Raw genomic sequence first — 16,805 nt, 5'->3', positions numbered from 1 at the left:
GTATGAAAACGCTTATCTGTAATAATCCGGGAAATATCGAATACATTGAAAGAGATATTCCTCATTTAAAAGACGATGAAGTACTGTTAAAAATTAAAGCGGTTGGTATTTGCGGCACCGATATCCATGCGTTTGCCGGTCGCCAGCCCTTTTTTGCCTATCCGCGCGTGCTGGGTCATGAAATTTGCGGCGTGGCGGAAATATTGGGTAAATCGTGCAGCACGGCGAAGGTCGGCCAACGCTATAGCGTTATTCCCTGTATTCCTTGCGGCGCTTGCGCAGCCTGCCGGGAAGGAAAAACCAACTGCTGTGAGAACGTCTCGCTGTATGGCGTTCACCAGGACGGCGGCTTTAGCGAATATCTGGCCGTTCGTGAACAAAATCTGGTTGAACTGTCGGATAACCTCACCGACAGCGCGGGCGCGCTGGTTGAGTGTTTCGCCATCAGCGCCCACGCAGTACGCCGCGCTGACGTGAAGCCGCAGCAAAACATTGTGGTGGTCGGCGCCGGGCCGATTGGGCTGGCCGCCGCCGCGATAGCAAAAGCCAAAGGCGCTCGCGTCGCGGTAGCTGATATTGACGCCGAACGCCGTCGTCTGGTCGCCGAAAAGGTAGGCGTTGCAACGCTCGATCCGTCGTCAGACGACTATATTGATGTGCTGAAAGCCTGTTTCTCCGGTGAATTAGCCGGCATTGTGCTTGATGCCACCGGCAATAAATCCTCCATGAGCCGCGCTGTTGATCTGATTCTTCACGGCGGAAAAATCGTCTTCATCGGGCTATATATCGGCGAGCTCGTCATTGACGATCCGACCTTCCATAAAAAAGAGACCACGCTATTGAGCAGTCGTAACGCGACGCGGGAAGACTTCGAATGTGTCATTGAGCTAATGGCTCAGGGCGCTATTAGCGAAACAATGATGAAAAACCAGGAATTCGATTTCTATACGTTCGGCAACCAGTACCAGAAGAACGTGGTAGAAAACAAAAAATTGGTTAAAGGCGTTATCAAATTTTAATAGCGGGATAGTTATGTCAACAATATTAGTCAAAGAAAATGAATTGAAAGCGCTGGCGTTTAATAAACTCACCTAGGCGGGCCTTGACGCGCAAACGGCGCAGCAGGTAGCCGACGTTTTGGTTCATGCCGATATTACCGGCGTTCACTCCCACGGCGTTATTCGCGTAGAGCACTATTGTACCCGCCTGAACGCAGGCGGGCTCAATCCAAAAGCAACATTCAGCATCGAACAGATTTCGCCTTCTGTCGCTATTCTGGACTCTGATGATGGAATGGGGCACTGCGCGCTGATAAAGGCGACAGACCACGCTATTAGTCTGGCGAGAGAGACGGGGCTGGGCTTCGTCAGCGTCAAAAATACGTCCCATTGCGGCGCGCTCTCGTGGTTCATTGAGCAGGCGACAAGCCAGGGAATGGTGGCTATCGCCATGACGCAAACGGATACCTGCGTTGCGCCGTATGGCGGCGCGGAGCGCTTTCTGGGGACTAACCCAATCGCCTTCGGCTTCCCCGTTAAAGACAGCCATCCGATGATCGTCGATATGGCGACCAGCGCCATTGCGTTTGGTAAAATTCTGCACGCCAAAGAAACCGGGAAACCAATAGGTCATGGTCTGGCGCTGGATAAAGAGGGACATATCACTACCGATCCGCATAAAATTGAAAATCTGCTGCCCTTTGGCGGACACAAAGGTTCTGGTATTGCCCTGGCGATTGATGCGCTCACGGGCGTCCTGATGGGGGCAAACTTTAGCAACCATATTGTTCGGATGTATGGCGACTATGACAAGATGCGCAAGTTAGCGAGTCTGGTTATCGTTATTGATCCGCAGATGTTGGGCAATCCGCTGTTTTCCTCAATAATGAGCACAATGGTCAATGAGCTAAGGGCTGTAAAACCGATGCCCGGTGTTGATAAAGTGCTGGCGCCAAACGATCCGCAAATCGCCTATAAAGAAAAATGTTTAAAAGAAGGTATTCCTGTGGCTGAAGGTATTTACCAGTACCTGATTGGCTGATAATTATAATCACGACCATTATTTAGGATAACTATAGTATGCTATATGGAAATATAGAGCAGCTTACTTTATTACCTTACGTTAACCACATTATTAAAAAACTTATCATCGAAGCGGTGAAGATAGCTGAAGATCAGCCTGCTGGTAGATATGAACTTTCTTTCCCGGAGTCATTTCTTATGATAAGCGAAGGAGAAACACACTCTTCGTTAAACCGCAAAGCTGAACTTCATAAAAAATATATCGATGTTCAGATTTTACTAAGCGGTTATGAGGAGATTGGCTATTCCAACAAAATTGATACCAGGATAAAGGAGCTTGAGCATCTTCCTGATGACATCATCTTTCCTGAATGTGTCGCTAATGAGCAGTTCGTTACATTAAATCCTGGCGATTTCGCGCTTTTTTATCCCAACCAGATCCACCGTCCGCTTTGTACGCGTGGTAAACCTGCGCCGGTTAAAAAAGCGATTGTGAAAATTCCGGCCACGGCATTTAGCGAGTCAAGCTTGCCCTGTCAGACGAAGGAATAAAGAAAGCGCCAAATGCAATTCAGGAAGAGACCTTCAAGTCATCCTGAATTACAGCCAGAATGAATAAGGTGGCACTTTTCTGACTTCAGAGCCTTTTCGCGTTGAGGCTAATCGCGGAAAGGCTTTTTACGTTCTGTAAAAAGAGGATGCGGGGTCTCCCCGGTAAATAAGTGAAAATGATACAAATCGATTTTGATGTTATTTTTGTTCAATCTGAATAATATGGTCTTTTACACGGAAAGTGATTGGCGAGGTGTTATGAATCATATTTTTAAATTAGAATTTATTTTTATTATCAATATTATATTTTTAATAAATGCTTCAGCAACAACGATGGACAAAGATAAATTTGTGGAAGCGAATGGTATCAAAATTCATTACGTTGAAGAGGGCGAGGGGCCTCCGCTGCTGTTGATTCACGGTGGTGGTCTGACGGCGAAAAGTTGGCAGGGATTAGCGAAAGAGGCATCTCGATATTTTCGCGTCATCATGCCGGACAGTCGTGGACATGGATTAACCAATAACCCGCAAGGAACGTTTAGCTATGATCTGATGACGGAAGATATGGCGGCTTTTGTTAAAGCGCTGAAGCTGGAAAAACCGCTGGTGATGGGTTACAGCGATGGCGGCATGGTCGTTCTGAAGTTAACCAGCCGATACCCGGATCTAGCGCGCGCTGCTATCGTCGGCGGCGCAACGCATCGCTTTGCTACGACCCATTACATGCAGGGGATGGAAATTTTTTATGGTAAAGGAATGCCTCAGGGGCAATTGACGGATCGAGATCTGGATAAAATGGCTTCGGATGCGCCCGGGATGGTTAAATTTTATCAGAACATGCATCATCCAGAGCAAAAAGACTACTGGCGCACGTTTCTCGAAGGTGTCTGGCCAATGTGGACAACGCCCACATCGCTGACGGAAGAAGAGGTGAAAAAAATCCACATTCCTGTGCTATTACTGGACGGCGACCGGGATGAATTTTTCACCGTTGAAGAAGTTACCGAGCTGTACCGGCTGCTGCCTCAGGCGGAGATGACCCTCATTCCCGGTAGCGGTCACGCCATTTTCCAGACGCCGGGGAAAACACCGCTGTTTTACGCATTAGTGCTTGAGTTTTTACAGCGGCAACTCCCTAAGGCCTCTTAACTGACCGCGATGGACGTATGAGCCTACTGATTTGCGCTGGATATATATTTTTTTCGGGCGTTGTCTACTGTACCTGGCTAAACTGACTTCAATAATGCGGTCTGTCAGAGTAAACTTTGAGCCGTAAACAAATTCAAACCCTTCCTCGTCGGGCCTAACGACGCGGGAGGGTTTTTTTATATTGACTAAGAAGAGGTTTTTGCCATGAGCACCTTAGGTCATCAGTACGATAACTCACTGGTTTCTAATGCGTTTGGTTTTTTACGTCTGCCAATGAACTTCCAGCCGTATGACAGCGATGCCGACTGGGTGATCACTGGCGTACCGTTTGATATGGCAACGTCCGGTCGCGCTGGCGGCCGTCATGGCCCGGCGGCGATCCGTCAGGTGTCGACCAACCTCGCCTGGGAACATCACCGTTTCCCGTGGAGTTTTGACATGCGCGAGCGCCTGAACGTCGTGGACTGCGGCGATTTGGTGTATGCGTTTGGCGATGCCCGTGAGATGAGTGAAAAATTACAGGCGCACGCTGAAAAACTGCTGTCTGCAGGCAAGCGTATGCTCTCTTTCGGCGGCGACCACTTCGTCACGCTGCCGCTGCTGCGCGCCCACGCGAAACATTTTGGCAAAATGGCGCTGGTACATTTTGATGCGCATACCGATACCTACGCTAACGGCTGCGAATTCGATCACGGCACGATGTTCTACACCGCGCCGAAAGAAGGCCTGATCGATCCGCATCATTCGGTACAGATCGGTATTCGTACTGAGTTTGACAAAGACAATGGCTTTACCGTGCTGGATGCCTGCCAGGTCAACGATCGCGGCGTGGATGATATTCTCGCTCAGGTGAAACAGATCGTCGGCGATATGCCGGTCTATCTGACCTTTGATATCGACTGTCTGGACCCGGCGTTTGCGCCTGGCACCGGTACGCCGGTGATCGGCGGTTTGACCTCCGATCGCGCCATTAAACTGGTACGCGGTCTGAAAGATCTGAACATTGTCGGTATGGATGTAGTGGAAGTCGCGCCGGCTTACGATCAGTCGGAGATCACCGCTCTGGCGGCCGCGACGCTGGCATTAGAAATGCTCTATATCCAGGCGGCGAAGAAAGGCGAGTAAGTTGTTTTGCCGGATGGCGCTGCGCTTATCCGGCCTACAGCTGATTGATGCTTGTAGGCCGGATAAGGCGTCCACGCCGCCATCCGGCACTGTTCGGGGATTATTTGATCCCGTCCGCGCTCATACGATCGCGCACATGCTGTGCGCGTGCGGCGGACGCCGGGTGATCGTCGAACATCGAGCTTTGACGACCCGCTTCCAGTTTTGCCAGTTTCTCAAAGCTGGTGGCAAGTCCTGCCGGACTGATACCGCGTTTGCGCAACAGATCGTAAGAATAATCATCCGCTTCGGACTCCTGACGCTGGGAGAACTGCGAGTTCACCAGTTTTTCGCCAAGATCGCCAAGCTGTGATTGCGACAGGCTGCCGACAACGCCTCCTGCCGATGCCGCCGCGACGCGCACGGCGTTAGTGCCCAGCGCGACCTGCATCCCTTTCTTTACATGACCCAGCGCGACATGGCCCATTTCATGGCCGATCACGGCTTCAACTTCGTTGTCGGTCATCATATCCATCAGTCCGCTGTAGACGCGAATACAACCGTTCGCCATGGCAAACGCGTTGACGTCTTTCGTCTCGTAAACCTTATAGTTCACCGGCTGGCCGTTAATGTTATCCCCCAGCGCAGCGGCAATTTTTGCCAGTCGTTTAGCGTATTCGCTGCTCGCCGGCGCGATTTTCGCTTTGCTGTCGAGCTCTTGACAGGATTGATCGCTCAACGCTTTTACCTGCGCATCGCTTAACGTATAGGCCTGAAAAGCTTCAGCGCCCGAAGAAAGCAGTCCATTAGAGTCCATATTCTGGCAACCGGTCAGCACCGTCGCCATGCCCAAAGCAAGCAGTAAAGCGCGAATTTTCATTTTTCTCTTCCATACGAATTAATATTATTTTGAAATGCGCTCGTTGCAGATGAATTAGCGCCTGGGTTAAGTATAAAGAAAAGCATGGCAGGCAAGTTAGCTAATTGCGCAACATACGAGCACGATCCGGAGATTTCTGAAGCGGTAAAAGGATGTTCCATGTACATGACGCGCGGCTTGGGGTAAATTGTTGGCAAATTTTCCGGCGTAGCCCAAAACGCGCTGTCGTCAAGTCGTTACGGGCATGGCCTTTCAACATCCGATCTGGAGTCAAAATGTCCTCACGTAAAGAGCTTGCCAATGCTATTCGTGCGCTGAGCATGGACGCAGTACAGAAAGCCAAATCCGGTCACCCGGGTGCCCCGATGGGTATGGCTGACATTGCCGAAGTCCTGTGGCGTGATTTCCTGAACCACAACCCGACCAACCCGTCCTGGGCCGACCGCGACCGCTTCGTGCTGTCCAATGGCCACGGCTCAATGCTGATTTACAGCCTGCTGCACCTCACCGGTTATGACCTGCCGATGTCCGAGCTGCAGAATTTCCGTCAGCTACATTCAAAAACCCCTGGTCACCCGGAAGTGGGCTACACCGCTGGCGTTGAAACCACTACTGGCCCGCTGGGTCAGGGTATTGCCAACGCCGTCGGGATGGCGATTGCCGAGAAAACTCTGGCGGCGCAGTTTAATCGTCCTGGCCACGATATCGTTGACCACTTCACCTACGTCTTTATGGGCGACGGCTGCATGATGGAAGGCATTTCTCACGAAGTGTGCTCTCTGGCTGGTACTCTGAAACTGGGCAAACTGATCGCGTTCTATGATGACAACGGTATCTCTATCGATGGTCATGTTGAAGGCTGGTTCACCGATGACACCGCGAAACGTTTTGAAGCCTACGGCTGGCACGTTATCCGTGGCATTGACGGTCACGATGCCGACGCCATTAAACGCGCCACGGAAGAAGCTCGCGCCGTGACTGACAAACCGTCCCTGCTGATGTGCAAAACCATCATCGGTTTCGGTTCGCCGAACAAACAGGGTACCCACGATTCCCACGGCGCGCCGCTGGGCGACGCGGAAATCGCGCTGACCCGCGAACAGTTGGGCTGGAAATACGCGCCGTTCGAAATCCCGTCTGAAATCTACGCCCAGTGGGATGCGAAAGAAGCCGGCCCGGCGAAAGAATCCGCATGGAATGAGAAATTCGCGGCTTATGAGAAAGCCTTCCCGCAGGAAGCTGCTGAATTCACTCGTCGTATGAAAGGCGACATGCCGGCTGACTTCGATGCGAAAGCGAATGAGTTCATCGCTAAACTGCAGGCGAATCCATCCAAAATCGCCAGCCGTAAAGCGTCCCAGAATGCCATCGAAGCCTTCGGTCCGCTGTTGCCGGAATTCCTCGGCGGCTCCGCTGACCTGGCACCTTCTAACCTGACCCTGTGGTCCGGTTCGAAAGCGATTAACGAAGATGCCGCAGGTAACTACATTCATTACGGTGTGCGCGAATTCGGTATGACCGCTATCGCCAACGGTATCGCCCTGCACGGCGGTTTCCTGCCGTACACCTCCACCTTCCTGATGTTCGTCGAATATGCCCGTAACGCAGTGCGTATGGCAGCGTTGATGAAACAGCGTCAGGTGATGGTCTATACCCACGACTCCATCGGTCTGGGCGAAGATGGCCCGACGCACCAGCCGGTCGAGCAGGTGGCAAGCCTGCGCGTAACGCCGAACATGTCCACATGGCGTCCGTGCGACCAGGTGGAATCCGCGGTGGCGTGGAAATATGGCGTAGAGCGTCAGGATGGCCCAACCGCGCTGATCCTCTCCCGTCAGAACCTGGCGCAGCAGGAACGTACTGAAGAGCAACTGGCGAATATCGCCCGCGGTGGTTACGTACTGAAAGATTGTGCGGGCCAGCCGCAGATTATCTTCATTGCGACCGGTTCAGAGGTTGAGCTGGCGGTTGCCGCTTACGAAAAACTAACTGCCGAAGGCGTGAAGGCGCGCGTGGTTTCCATGCCGTCTACCGACGCATTCGACAAGCAGGATGCGGCTTACCGTGAATGCGTGCTGCCGAAGGACGTCTCTGCGCGTGTAGCGATTGAAGCGGGTATCGCTGACTACTGGTTCAAATACGTCGGCCTGAACGGCGCTATTGTCGGGATGACCACCTTCGGTGAATCCGCCCCGGCAGAGCTGTTGTTTGAAGAGTTTGGCTTCACGGTGGACAACGTGATCGCCAAAGCGAAAGCACTGCTGTAATCCTTAATACGGCATAAAACGGGTCGCTTCGGCGACCCGTTTTTTATTCTCCCTTTGACAACCTGCCGTTTTCCAGCCGTACCACCCGTGAAAAATGACGCCGGGTAAACGCAGCGTCATGGCTAATCGCCACGACGCTGGTTCCCCGTGCCCGGCATGTCGCCAGCCAGTGTTCAAATACGGTTAGCCAGTGGGCGTCAAAATCCCGGCTGGGTTCATCCAGCAATAACACAGGCGGCGCCATCGCCTCCAGACTGGCGACCGCCACCATCCGGCGCGGTGCGGCGTGCAGATCAAGCGGGTGCGCCTCGGCGACGTCCGTTAGCTGGCATAACCGCAGCGCGGCCTGCGTGCGCCGTGAAATTTCCTCTGCCGATAAGCGTTGTAGTTTCAGCCCAAAAGCGACCTCTTGCGCGACATTGCTGTGGAAAATCTGGTTTTCCGCTTCCTGAAAGAGTACGCCGATAGCGGCGGCGCGTTGACGATTTTTAAGCTGCGCAATCGGCTCTCCATTAAGCGTTACCGAGCCGGAAGTGGGGGAAAGCAGGCCGGCCATAATCCGTAACAGTGTTGATTTTCCCGCGCCGTTATCGCCGGTCAACGCCAGCCATTCGCCGTCACGAAGTTCAAGCGAGATAGCGTGCAAACAGTCGGCTGCGGCATCCGGCCAGCGATAAGCGACCTGATTTAACGTCAACATAATGGGGTTAGCGCTCCGTCGCGCAATTGCCATACCCGCTGGCATCGCGTCAGAAAAGGAAAATGGTTACGCTCAAAAAGCACAATGAGAGAATGACGTTCCAGCGCCCACTGTTGTAGCCGTTCCAGCAGCATCCCGGTGGCCGCTGACGTCAGCCGACTGAAGGTTTCATCAAGAACTAATAGCCTGGGCTGCATGGCAAGCGCGCTGGCAATCACTACCCGCTGCGTTTCGCCGCCGGAGAGCGTGCCGGGATGGCGATGGCGTAACGACTGGCAGTTTGTCAGAGTCAGCGCCTCGTCAATGCGCCGTAGAATTTCCGCTTCATGGAGGCCGAGATTCTCCGGGCCAAACGCCACCTCTTCCTCTACGCTAAAGGTACAGCCGGAAAGCTGTAAATAAGGCGATTGCTGCACCAACTGGATGGTGGGCGACTGTTCTACCAGCGGGAGCTGCCCGATAGGGACGCCAGGCAGTAAGCCTGTGCCGTCAATATCACCGGGAAGATAATCCGGATACCAGCCAGCCATCAGTTGCGCCAGCGTACTTTTTCCGCTGCCGTTATCGCCGACTATCGCCACTATTCCGGGTGTTGAATAGTGGAAATCAAAACATGCCGGCGGGCGTGTCGCATCGGACGGAAGATAACGAAACTGCTCTAACGTAACCATATCCACACTCCCGCTTCCGCCAGTATTAGCAGTACCATGCCATACCGCGCAACCCGTTGTAACATGCTATCTTTCGGCGCCCACAGCGTGGTTCGGGCTCGATGCAGCCGAAACCCCCGCATATCCAACGCCGCGCCGCGTATTGTCAGATCGTTAAGCGCATTTTGCGTAAGCGGCACGATCAGCGCAGGCATTGCCCGTAGCCGCTGATACCAGCCTTCATCCAGCGGTACGCCACGCGCGCGCTGGGCTTCATGAACGATCGTCAGTTGTCGTTTGAGCTGTTCGACGACCAGCAGCGGGCCAGCGAACAGGTAAGCGATGTCGGGCGGCAAACGTGAAGCGAACAGGGCGCGAATAAACCGCTGAACCGGCACATACTGCATCCATAGCTGCGACGTCGACACGATCGCCAGCAGGCGTAGCCATAGCGTAACGGCATATATCCAGCGCTGCGGATCGCAAGGCTGCCCGCTTATCCATTCCGTTAGCCAACCGCCATGTACCAGCCATAGCCCAAACCCTAAAGACAGCATCAGCCAGGCGACATACTTCGCCCGCCGCCGCGTTGATTTCAGCGCCAGCAGACAGAGGAAGGCCGCCGCGCTATAAACCGGGAGCACGGTCTGCGCAGGGAGTAGCAGCGTGGTGCAGGCCGCCAACGCCCATAAGGTTAACGAGGTAAACGGATGCATTTAGCGTACGGCTGACATCGCAGGAAAATGCCGTGTCGTACGTAACGGTAGCTGACGCAGCAGCACCCAAACGATGATCGCCGTCAGAATTTTATCGACCAGATTAGCGCCTATGACGGTAATCGCGACTGACTCCACCAGGTTTTGGCCCATTGAATGCATCCAGGCGACGAACAAATCAGCGCCGCTACCGGTAACGCCGCCAAAAAGCGCGGTACGAAGCGGTACGGCGACCAGCGTCACCGCCAACGTAATGACGACCCCGCTGACGATCACTTTGGGCAGGGTACGAAACCAGCCTGCGCGCGCCAGCCACCCGGCGACCAGACCGATAACCATCGCTACCGGGGCAAACGCGGCAGCGATAGGGTCGGTAAGCAGCCCCCACAGCAAGTTGGTCAGAAGCCCAGTCAACATGCCGATGAACGGCCCTAACAGTACCGCGCTAATTAAGGTGCCGATCGAGTCGAGAAAAATAGGCAGCTTCAACATGCTAATAAGCTGTCCGCCAATCATATTGATGGCAATAGCGATGACAATCAGCACCAGAGACTGGCTGGAAAACGGGCGACGCGCCATAAAGTACCTCTTAAAGAGTCGTCAATTAACGGGAAGAAATATGCAGTTCGTCATAACCGGAAATGGCGCACGGTTGACGGCTGAACGTCAGCGCTGGCAGCTCGCCGATAACCAGTTCCAGCGTGGTACGCACGGTACACCCTGGCATCATATGGCCGCCGAGCATGGCCCCGTAGGGATCCGATACCGCGAGATGCAGATGCTCGCCGGTCAATTCAAGCGTGCCGTTTAGCGAGATAACTTCAAACGTGCCGGTGAGCGATGTGGTCGCTTCTTGCCCGGCATAACGCAGCGCAACGTCGGTCAGACTGCCGGTACACCCTGCAATCCAGGCGGCATGTAATTGGTTCTGTTGCACAAAGGCGTGTAATTGGGAAAACACTTCCTGGCCGGGAAGCAGACGAAGCGCGTAAAAGCGCGCTGTAGAGGCATTGTGGTGAGATACAGTCATCGTTACAGGACTCCGAGACTCGGACGTGGCGCTGATAATATAGACGCTGGCGACAGCGCTTTCTGATATAAATCAGTATTTGTGACGCGACGATGAAAAGATCTGACGGATGTACTGGTGATTCTTAAATATGGAATAAATTGCAGCGTAAGCGGCCATGAAATGTGATGCAGGTCAGATAACTGTCTTCTTCGACTGGACAAACATTCCTTTTATTCCCCGTTTCGCTTATTCTAGCTGAAGCGTTTCAGTTAATTAAATGTTCGACAATTAACCAATCAGTCGCAGTTTGCGACAGGTGAGGTTTTACTCGACGATGAGCTGCATTACTCTGTCAGCCTCATCTGAATCGGGATAGCCTTGCAGGAGACCTATGACCGTACGCATAGCGATTAATGGCTTTGGTCGCATCGGACGTAACGTGGTTCGTGCTTTGTATGAATCCGGACGTCGCGCGGAAATTACCGTGGTGGCCATCAACGAGCTGGCGGATGCCGCAGGCATGGCGCATTTGTTGAAATACGATACCAGCCACGGGCGTTTTGCATGGGAGGTTCGCCACGAGCGCGAGCAGCTTTTTGTCGGCGACGACGTCATTCGTATTCTGCATGAACGAACGCTGGCGGATCTGCCGTGGCGCGAACTGGGCGTGGATGTCGTGTTGGATTGTACGGGCGTATATGGCAACCGGGAGCATGGCGAGGCGCATATTGCCGCTGGCGCGAAGAAAGTGCTCTTTTCTCATCCGGGCAGCAACGATCTTGACGCCACCGTCGTTTTTGGCGTGAACCAGAATGAACTGCGTGCGGAACATCGTATTGTCTCAAACGCATCCTGTACCACGAATTGCATAATTCCCGTCATTAAATTGTTGGATGATGCTTACGGCATCGAGTCTGGTACCGTCACGACGATCCACTCCGCGATGAACGATCAGCAGGTGATCGACGCGTATCACTCCGATCTGCGGCGCACGCGCGCGGCCAGCCAGTCGATTATCCCGGTAGATACAAAACTGGCGGCAGGCATTACGCGTATATTCCCGCAGTTTAACGACCGTTTTGAGGCGATTGCCGTGCGCGTTCCAACCATTAATGTGACGGCGATCGATTTAAGCGTAACGGTGAAAAAACCAGTAAAAGCCAGTGAAGTCAACCAGTTGCTGCAAAAAGCAGCACAAGGTGCATTTCATGGTATAGTTGACTATACGGAATCACCGTTGGTCTCGATAGATTTTAACCACGACCCGCACAGCGCCATTGTTGATGGCACGCAAACCCGGGTTAGTGGCGCCCACCTGATCAAGACGCTGGTCTGGTGCGATAATGAATGGGGCTTTGCTAACCGGATGCTCGACACCACGTTAGCGATGGCCGCAGTTGGTTTCAGGCTCGACGCGTCAGCGTCGACAAAACTTTAAGCATCATTGAGAGGATTCACCATGTCTGTAATTAAGATGACCGATCTGGATCTGGCCGGGAAACGCGTTTTTATCCGTGCGGATCTGAACGTACCTGTTAAAGAAGGGAAAGTGACCAGCGACGCGCGTATCCGCGCCTCTCTGCCGACCATCGAACTGGCTCTGAAACAGGGCGCGAAAGTGATGGTAACTTCCCACCTGGGTCGTCCTACCGAAGGCGAGTACAACGAAGAATTCTCTCTGCTGCCGGTTGTTAACTACCTGAAAGACAAACTGTCTAACCCGGTTCGCCTGGTCAAAGATTACCTGGACGGCGTTGACGTGGCCGAAGGTGAGCTGGTGGTTCTGGAAAACGTTCGCTTTAACAAAGGCGAAAAGAAAGACGACGAAGCGCTGTCTAAAAAATACGCCGCCCTGTGTGACGTATTCGTGATGGACGCCTTTGGTACTGCGCACCGCGCGCAGGCTTCTACCCACGGTATCGGCAAATTTGCTGATGTTGCGTGCGCAGGCCCGCTGCTGGCCGCTGAACTGGATGCGCTGGGTAAAGCGCTGAAAGAACCGGCTCGTCCGATGGTGGCTATCGTTGGTGGTTCTAAAGTATCTACCAAACTGACCGTTCTGGATTCCCTGTCTAAAATCGCTGACCAGCTGATTGTCGGCGGCGGTATCGCCAACACCTTCGTTGCCGCTCAGGGCCACAGCGTCGGTAAATCCCTGTACGAAGCTGACCTGGTTGACGAAGCAAAACGTCTGCTGACCACTTGCGATATCCCGGTTCCGACCGATGTTCGCGTTGCCACCGAGTTCTCCGAAACCGCACCGGCGACTCTGAAATCCGTTAACGACGTGAAAGAAGACGAGCAGATCCTGGATATCGGCGATGCTTCCGCTCAGCAGCTGGCTGAAATCCTCAAGAATGCCAAAACCATTCTGTGGAACGGCCCGGTTGGCGTGTTTGAGTTCCCGAACTTCCGTAAAGGGACTGAAATCGTGGCGAATGCCATCGCTGATAGCGAAGCGTTTTCCATCGCTGGCGGCGGCGACACCCTGGCGGCAATCGACCTGTTCGGCATTGCTGACAAAATTTCCTACATTTCTACTGGCGGCGGCGCATTCCTCGAATTCGTGGAAGGTAAAGTTCTGCCAGCCGTAGCGATGCTCGAAGAGCGCGCTAAGAAGTAATCGTTACGGGCAGGGATTCCTGCCCGTTGATTTATCGCCGATCTGACATTCAGGGCGGCCCGTGTTTTTTCCCAAAGCCCGACGATACAGGACAACGAAACATGTCTAAAATTTTTGATTTCGTAAAACCAGGCGTGATCACTGGTGATGACGTACAGAAAGTGTTCCAGGTAGCAAAAGAAAACAATTTTGCTCTGCCGGCAGTTAACTGCGTGGGCACTGATTCCATCAACGCTGTTCTGGAAACCGCTGCAAAAGTTAAAGCACCGGTCATCGTTCAGTTCTCCAACGGCGGCGCGTCCTTCATCGCGGGTAAAGGCGTGAAAACTGACGTACCTCAGGGCGCGGCAATCCTGGGCGCTATCTCTGGCGCGCATCACGTTCACCAGATGGCTGAACACTACGGCGTGCCGGTTATCCTGCACACTGACCACTGCGCGAAGAAACTGCTGCCGTGGATCGACGGTCTGCTGGACGCGGGTGAAAAACACTTCGCGGCTACCGGTAAACCGCTGTTCTCTTCTCACATGATTGACCTGTCTGAAGAGTCTCTGCACGAAAACATCGAAATCTGCTCCAAATACCTGGCGCGCATGTCCAAAATTGGCATGACTCTGGAAATCGAACTGGGTTGCACCGGTGGTGAAGAAGACGGCGTGGACAACAGCCACATGGACGCTTCTGCTCTGTACACCCAGCCGGAAGACGTTGATTACGCGTACACTGAACTGAGCAAAATCAGCCCGCGTTTCACCATTGCCGCTTCCTTCGGTAACGTACACGGCGTTTACAAGCCGGGTAACGTGGTTCTGACCCCGACCATTCTGCGTGATTCTCAGGACTATGTTTCTAAGAAACACAACCTGCCGCACAACAGCCTGAACTTCGTTTTCCACGGCGGTTCCGGTTCTACTGCTCAGGAAATCAAAGACTCCGTAAGCTACGGCGTAGTGAAAATGAACATCGATACCGATACCCAATGGGCAACCTGGGAAGGTGTTCTGAACTACTACAAAGAAAACGAAGCGTATCTGCAAGGTCAGCTGGGCAACCCGAAAGGCGAAGATCAGCCGAACAAGAAATACTATGACCCGCGCGTATGGCTGCGTGCTGGCCAGACTTCGATGATCGCTCGTCTGGAAAAAGCATTTAAAGAACTGAACGCGATTGACGTTCTGTAATATAGTCTGCTGATTGAAATGGCTTCCCTTGGGAAGCCATTTTTTTATCGTTATTTCCGGAGAGCGGCGTTAGTTAGCGCTTTCATCCGGCCAACTCACAATGTACCTGCCTTTTTTGGTTTTGGGATGATGCCGAAAAATGGCATATTCCTCTGTTTTTGTTTACCTTTAAAAAGTTCTTTTCGTGAGAATGATCTCATTTGCTTGTTTTGCTATGACCAAGGAATATTGAATGGAAGATTTGAATGTTGTCGACAGCATAAATGGTGCGGGCACCTGGCTGGTACGCAACCAGGCGTTATTGCTCAGCTATGCTGTGAATATTGTTGCGGCTATCGCTATTATCATCATCGGCTTGATTGTAGCGCGCGTGATTTCCAATACGGTAAATCGTCTGATGCGTGCGCGTCATATTGATGCGACAGTGGCCGACTTTCTTTCTGCGCTGGTGCGCTATGGGGTTATCGCTTTTACGCTGATTGCGGCTCTGGGTCGCGTGGGGGTTCAAACCGCCTCGGTTATTGCCGTACTGGGCGCCGCTGGTTTAGCCGTTGGCCTGGCATTACAGGGATCGCTTTCTAACCTTGCGGCTGGGGTATTGCTGGTTATGTTCCGTCCGTTCCGCGCCGGTGAGTATGTCGATTTAGGCGGCGTTGCCGGTACGGTACTTAACGTGCAAATCTTTTCCACGACAATGCGCGCGGTAGACGGCAAAATTATTGTGATTCCGAATGGCAAAATTATCGCGGGAAATATCATCAACTATTCTCGTGAGCCGGTTCGCCGCAACGAATTCATTATTGGGGTGGCCTACGATTCGGATATCGATCAGGTGAAACAGCTGCTCACGACGATTATCGAGTCCGACGATCGTATTTTAAAAGATCGCGAAATGACGGTGCGTTTGAATGAGCTGGGCGCCTCATCAATTAATTTTGTGGTGCGTGTCTGGAGTAAAAGCAGCGACCTGCAAAATGTCTACTGGGACGTGCTGGAACGTATTAAACGTGAATTCGACGCCGCTGGTATTAGCTTCCCGTACCCGCAGATGGACGTCAATTTTAAACGCGTGAAAGATAACGCCGCGGAGTAATTTTCCTCCCGCGCTGCCTGCCAGTGCTGCGTTTATCCGCCTCCAGTATTCTCTGGTTATTGAGCGGATAAGCGTAGCCGCCATCCGTTATTCAGTCTCTTCATTAGCTTTTCTTATTAGTGATTAAAATTATCAATTTCCGCTAATAATATTCCCGCGCTATAGTCTGCCTTTAAGAAAAACAGCTCAGGGTAGTTAACGTGATATCTTATTATTTTCAAGGGTTTGCCCTTGGCGCCGCCATGATCCTTCCGCTTGGCCCGCAAAATGCGTTTGTGATGAATCAGGGAATCCGTCGCCAGTACCACCTCATGATAGCGCTGCTTTGCGCGTTAAGTGATTTAGTCCTGATTAGCGCCGGTATTTTTGGCGGTAGCGCGTTGCTGATGCAGTCGCCGTGGCTGCTGGCGCTGGTCACATGGGGCGGGGTTGCGTTCTTGTTATGGTACGGTTTAGGCGCGCTGAAAACGGCAATGAGCAGTAATCTGGAGCTGGCCAGCGCCGAGGTTATGAAGCAGGGCGCTGGAAAATTATTGCTACGATGCTGGCGGTAACGTGGCTGAATCCGCACGTTTATCTGGATACGTTTGTCGTGTTGGGCAGTCTCGGCGGACAACTGGCTATGGAGCCAAAGCGCTGGTTTGCTCTCGGCACGATTAGCGCGTCGTTCTTGTGGTTTTTTGGGTTAGCGCTACTGGCGGCCTGGCTTGCGCCTCGACTGCGTACGGCGAAAGCTCAACGCATTATCAACATTCTGGTAGGGGTGGTGATGTGGCTTATCGCCTTCCAACTGGCGCGGGAAGGCGTCGCGCATATGCACGCGCTTTTCAACTAAGCGTTGTCTGATGGACAACAGG

15 protein-coding genes and 2 pseudogenes are annotated in these 16,805 nt (G+C 52.8%); 11 read left to right on the top strand and 6 right to left on the bottom strand.

All coding sequences use genetic code 11. The annotated features are described in order from the left end of the window. Positions 1–2 precede the first annotated feature (2 nt). The 5 genes and pseudogenes from N7E69_RS04500 (at position 3) to speB (ending at position 4,847) form a co-directional block, all read left to right on the top strand. On the top strand, positions 3–1,019 hold the full coding sequence (locus tag N7E69_RS04500) for a zinc-binding alcohol dehydrogenase family protein (RefSeq protein ID WP_000853908.1): 1,017 nt from the start codon (positions 3–5) through the stop codon (positions 1,017–1,019). Between the two features lie 13 nt (positions 1,020–1,032). After that, a pseudogene (locus tag N7E69_RS04495) lies at positions 1,033–2,040 on the top strand (Ldh family oxidoreductase). A gap of 38 nt (positions 2,041–2,078) precedes the next feature. Next, positions 2,079–2,573: a YhcH/YjgK/YiaL family protein gene (locus tag N7E69_RS04490; protein ID WP_000965537.1), complete on the top strand. Its 495-nt coding sequence runs from the start codon at positions 2,079–2,081 to the stop codon at positions 2,571–2,573. A 192-nt stretch (positions 2,574–2,765) separates the two neighbouring features. Further along, positions 2,766–3,722 (top strand): alpha/beta fold hydrolase, encoded by a 957-nt coding sequence (locus tag N7E69_RS04485; protein WP_077906644.1) that lies wholly within the window; start codon positions 2,766–2,768, stop codon positions 3,720–3,722. Between the two features lie 204 nt (positions 3,723–3,926). Continuing rightward, entirely contained in the window at positions 3,927–4,847 is a 921-nt protein-coding gene (gene speB / locus N7E69_RS04480) for an agmatinase (protein ID WP_000105553.1), read from the top strand. 100 nt (positions 4,848–4,947) lie between these two features. Here speB and N7E69_RS04475 read toward each other — a convergent pair whose 3' ends face one another. Beyond that, positions 4,948–5,706 carry a M48 family metallopeptidase gene (locus N7E69_RS04475; RefSeq protein WP_000701824.1) on the bottom strand — a complete coding sequence of 253 codons (759 nt, stop codon included), beginning with the start codon at positions 5,704–5,706 and terminating at the stop codon, positions 4,948–4,950. Between the two features lie 275 nt (positions 5,707–5,981). On the opposite strand from N7E69_RS04475, the gene tkt reads away from it, so the two are divergent. Beyond that, positions 5,982–7,973, top strand: a complete 1,992-nt coding sequence (tkt, locus tag N7E69_RS04470; RefSeq protein ID WP_000098644.1) for a transketolase — start codon at positions 5,982–5,984, stop codon at positions 7,971–7,973. A 43-nt stretch (positions 7,974–8,016) separates the two neighbouring features. On the opposite strand, the gene N7E69_RS04465 is transcribed toward tkt, so the two are convergent. Genes N7E69_RS04465 through N7E69_RS04445 form a run of 5 tightly spaced genes read right to left on the bottom strand, consistent with a single transcriptional unit; the run spans position 8,017 to position 11,069 of the window. Further along, entirely contained in the window at positions 8,017–8,673 is a 657-nt protein-coding gene (locus tag N7E69_RS04465) for an ABC transporter ATP-binding protein (RefSeq protein ID WP_000956921.1), read from the bottom strand. After that, on the bottom strand, positions 8,667–9,344 hold the full coding sequence (locus tag N7E69_RS04460; protein WP_108610882.1) for an ABC transporter ATP-binding protein: 678 nt from the start codon (positions 9,342–9,344) through the stop codon (positions 8,667–8,669). Before N7E69_RS04460 ends, N7E69_RS04465 begins: the two co-directional genes overlap by 7 nt. Further along, positions 9,332–10,039, bottom strand: a complete 708-nt coding sequence (locus N7E69_RS04455) for an energy-coupling factor transporter transmembrane component T (protein WP_000553258.1) — start codon at positions 10,037–10,039, stop codon at positions 9,332–9,334. Before N7E69_RS04455 ends, N7E69_RS04460 begins: the two co-directional genes overlap by 13 nt. Further along, a complete protein-coding gene (locus N7E69_RS04450) occupies positions 10,040–10,618 on the bottom strand; it encodes an ECF transporter S component (protein WP_000124001.1) in 579 nt (192 codons plus the stop codon). Between the two features lie 25 nt (positions 10,619–10,643). After that, positions 10,644–11,069 (bottom strand): PPC domain-containing DNA-binding protein, encoded by a 426-nt coding sequence (locus N7E69_RS04445; RefSeq protein WP_000218564.1) that lies wholly within the window; start codon positions 11,067–11,069, stop codon positions 10,644–10,646. A gap of 373 nt (positions 11,070–11,442) precedes the next feature. On the opposite strand from N7E69_RS04445, the gene epd reads away from it, so the two are divergent. The 5 genes and pseudogenes from epd to argO all read left to right on the top strand — a co-directional run bounded on the left by epd (position 11,443) and on the right by argO (position 16,783). Further along, positions 11,443–12,489, top strand: coding sequence for an erythrose-4-phosphate dehydrogenase (epd, locus tag N7E69_RS04440; protein WP_000218333.1), 1,047 nt, complete (start codon positions 11,443–11,445; stop codon positions 12,487–12,489). Between the two features lie 21 nt (positions 12,490–12,510). Further along, entirely contained in the window at positions 12,511–13,674 is a 1,164-nt protein-coding gene (gene pgk / locus N7E69_RS04435) for a phosphoglycerate kinase (RefSeq protein ID WP_000111274.1), read from the top strand. Between the two features lie 101 nt (positions 13,675–13,775). After that, the gene (fbaA, locus tag N7E69_RS04430; protein WP_000034386.1) at positions 13,776–14,855 is read left to right on the top strand and encodes a class II fructose-bisphosphate aldolase; all 1,080 of its coding nucleotides are present in this window, start codon (positions 13,776–13,778) and stop codon (positions 14,853–14,855) included. Between the two features lie 232 nt (positions 14,856–15,087). After that, positions 15,088–15,948, top strand: coding sequence for a small-conductance mechanosensitive channel MscS (locus N7E69_RS04425; RefSeq protein ID WP_000389833.1), 861 nt, complete (start codon positions 15,088–15,090; stop codon positions 15,946–15,948). Between the two features lie 200 nt (positions 15,949–16,148). Continuing rightward, a pseudogene (argO, locus tag N7E69_RS04420) lies at positions 16,149–16,783 on the top strand (arginine exporter ArgO). The last annotated feature ends 22 nt before the right edge of the window (positions 16,784–16,805 follow it).

Source organism: Salmonella sp. 3C (assembly GCF_025426275.1).
Lineage (GTDB): Bacteria > Pseudomonadota > Gammaproteobacteria > Enterobacterales > Enterobacteriaceae > Salmonella > Salmonella enterica.
Note: the sequence above shows the minus strand (reverse complement) of the source record. Positions and strands in the feature narration are given on the sequence as shown.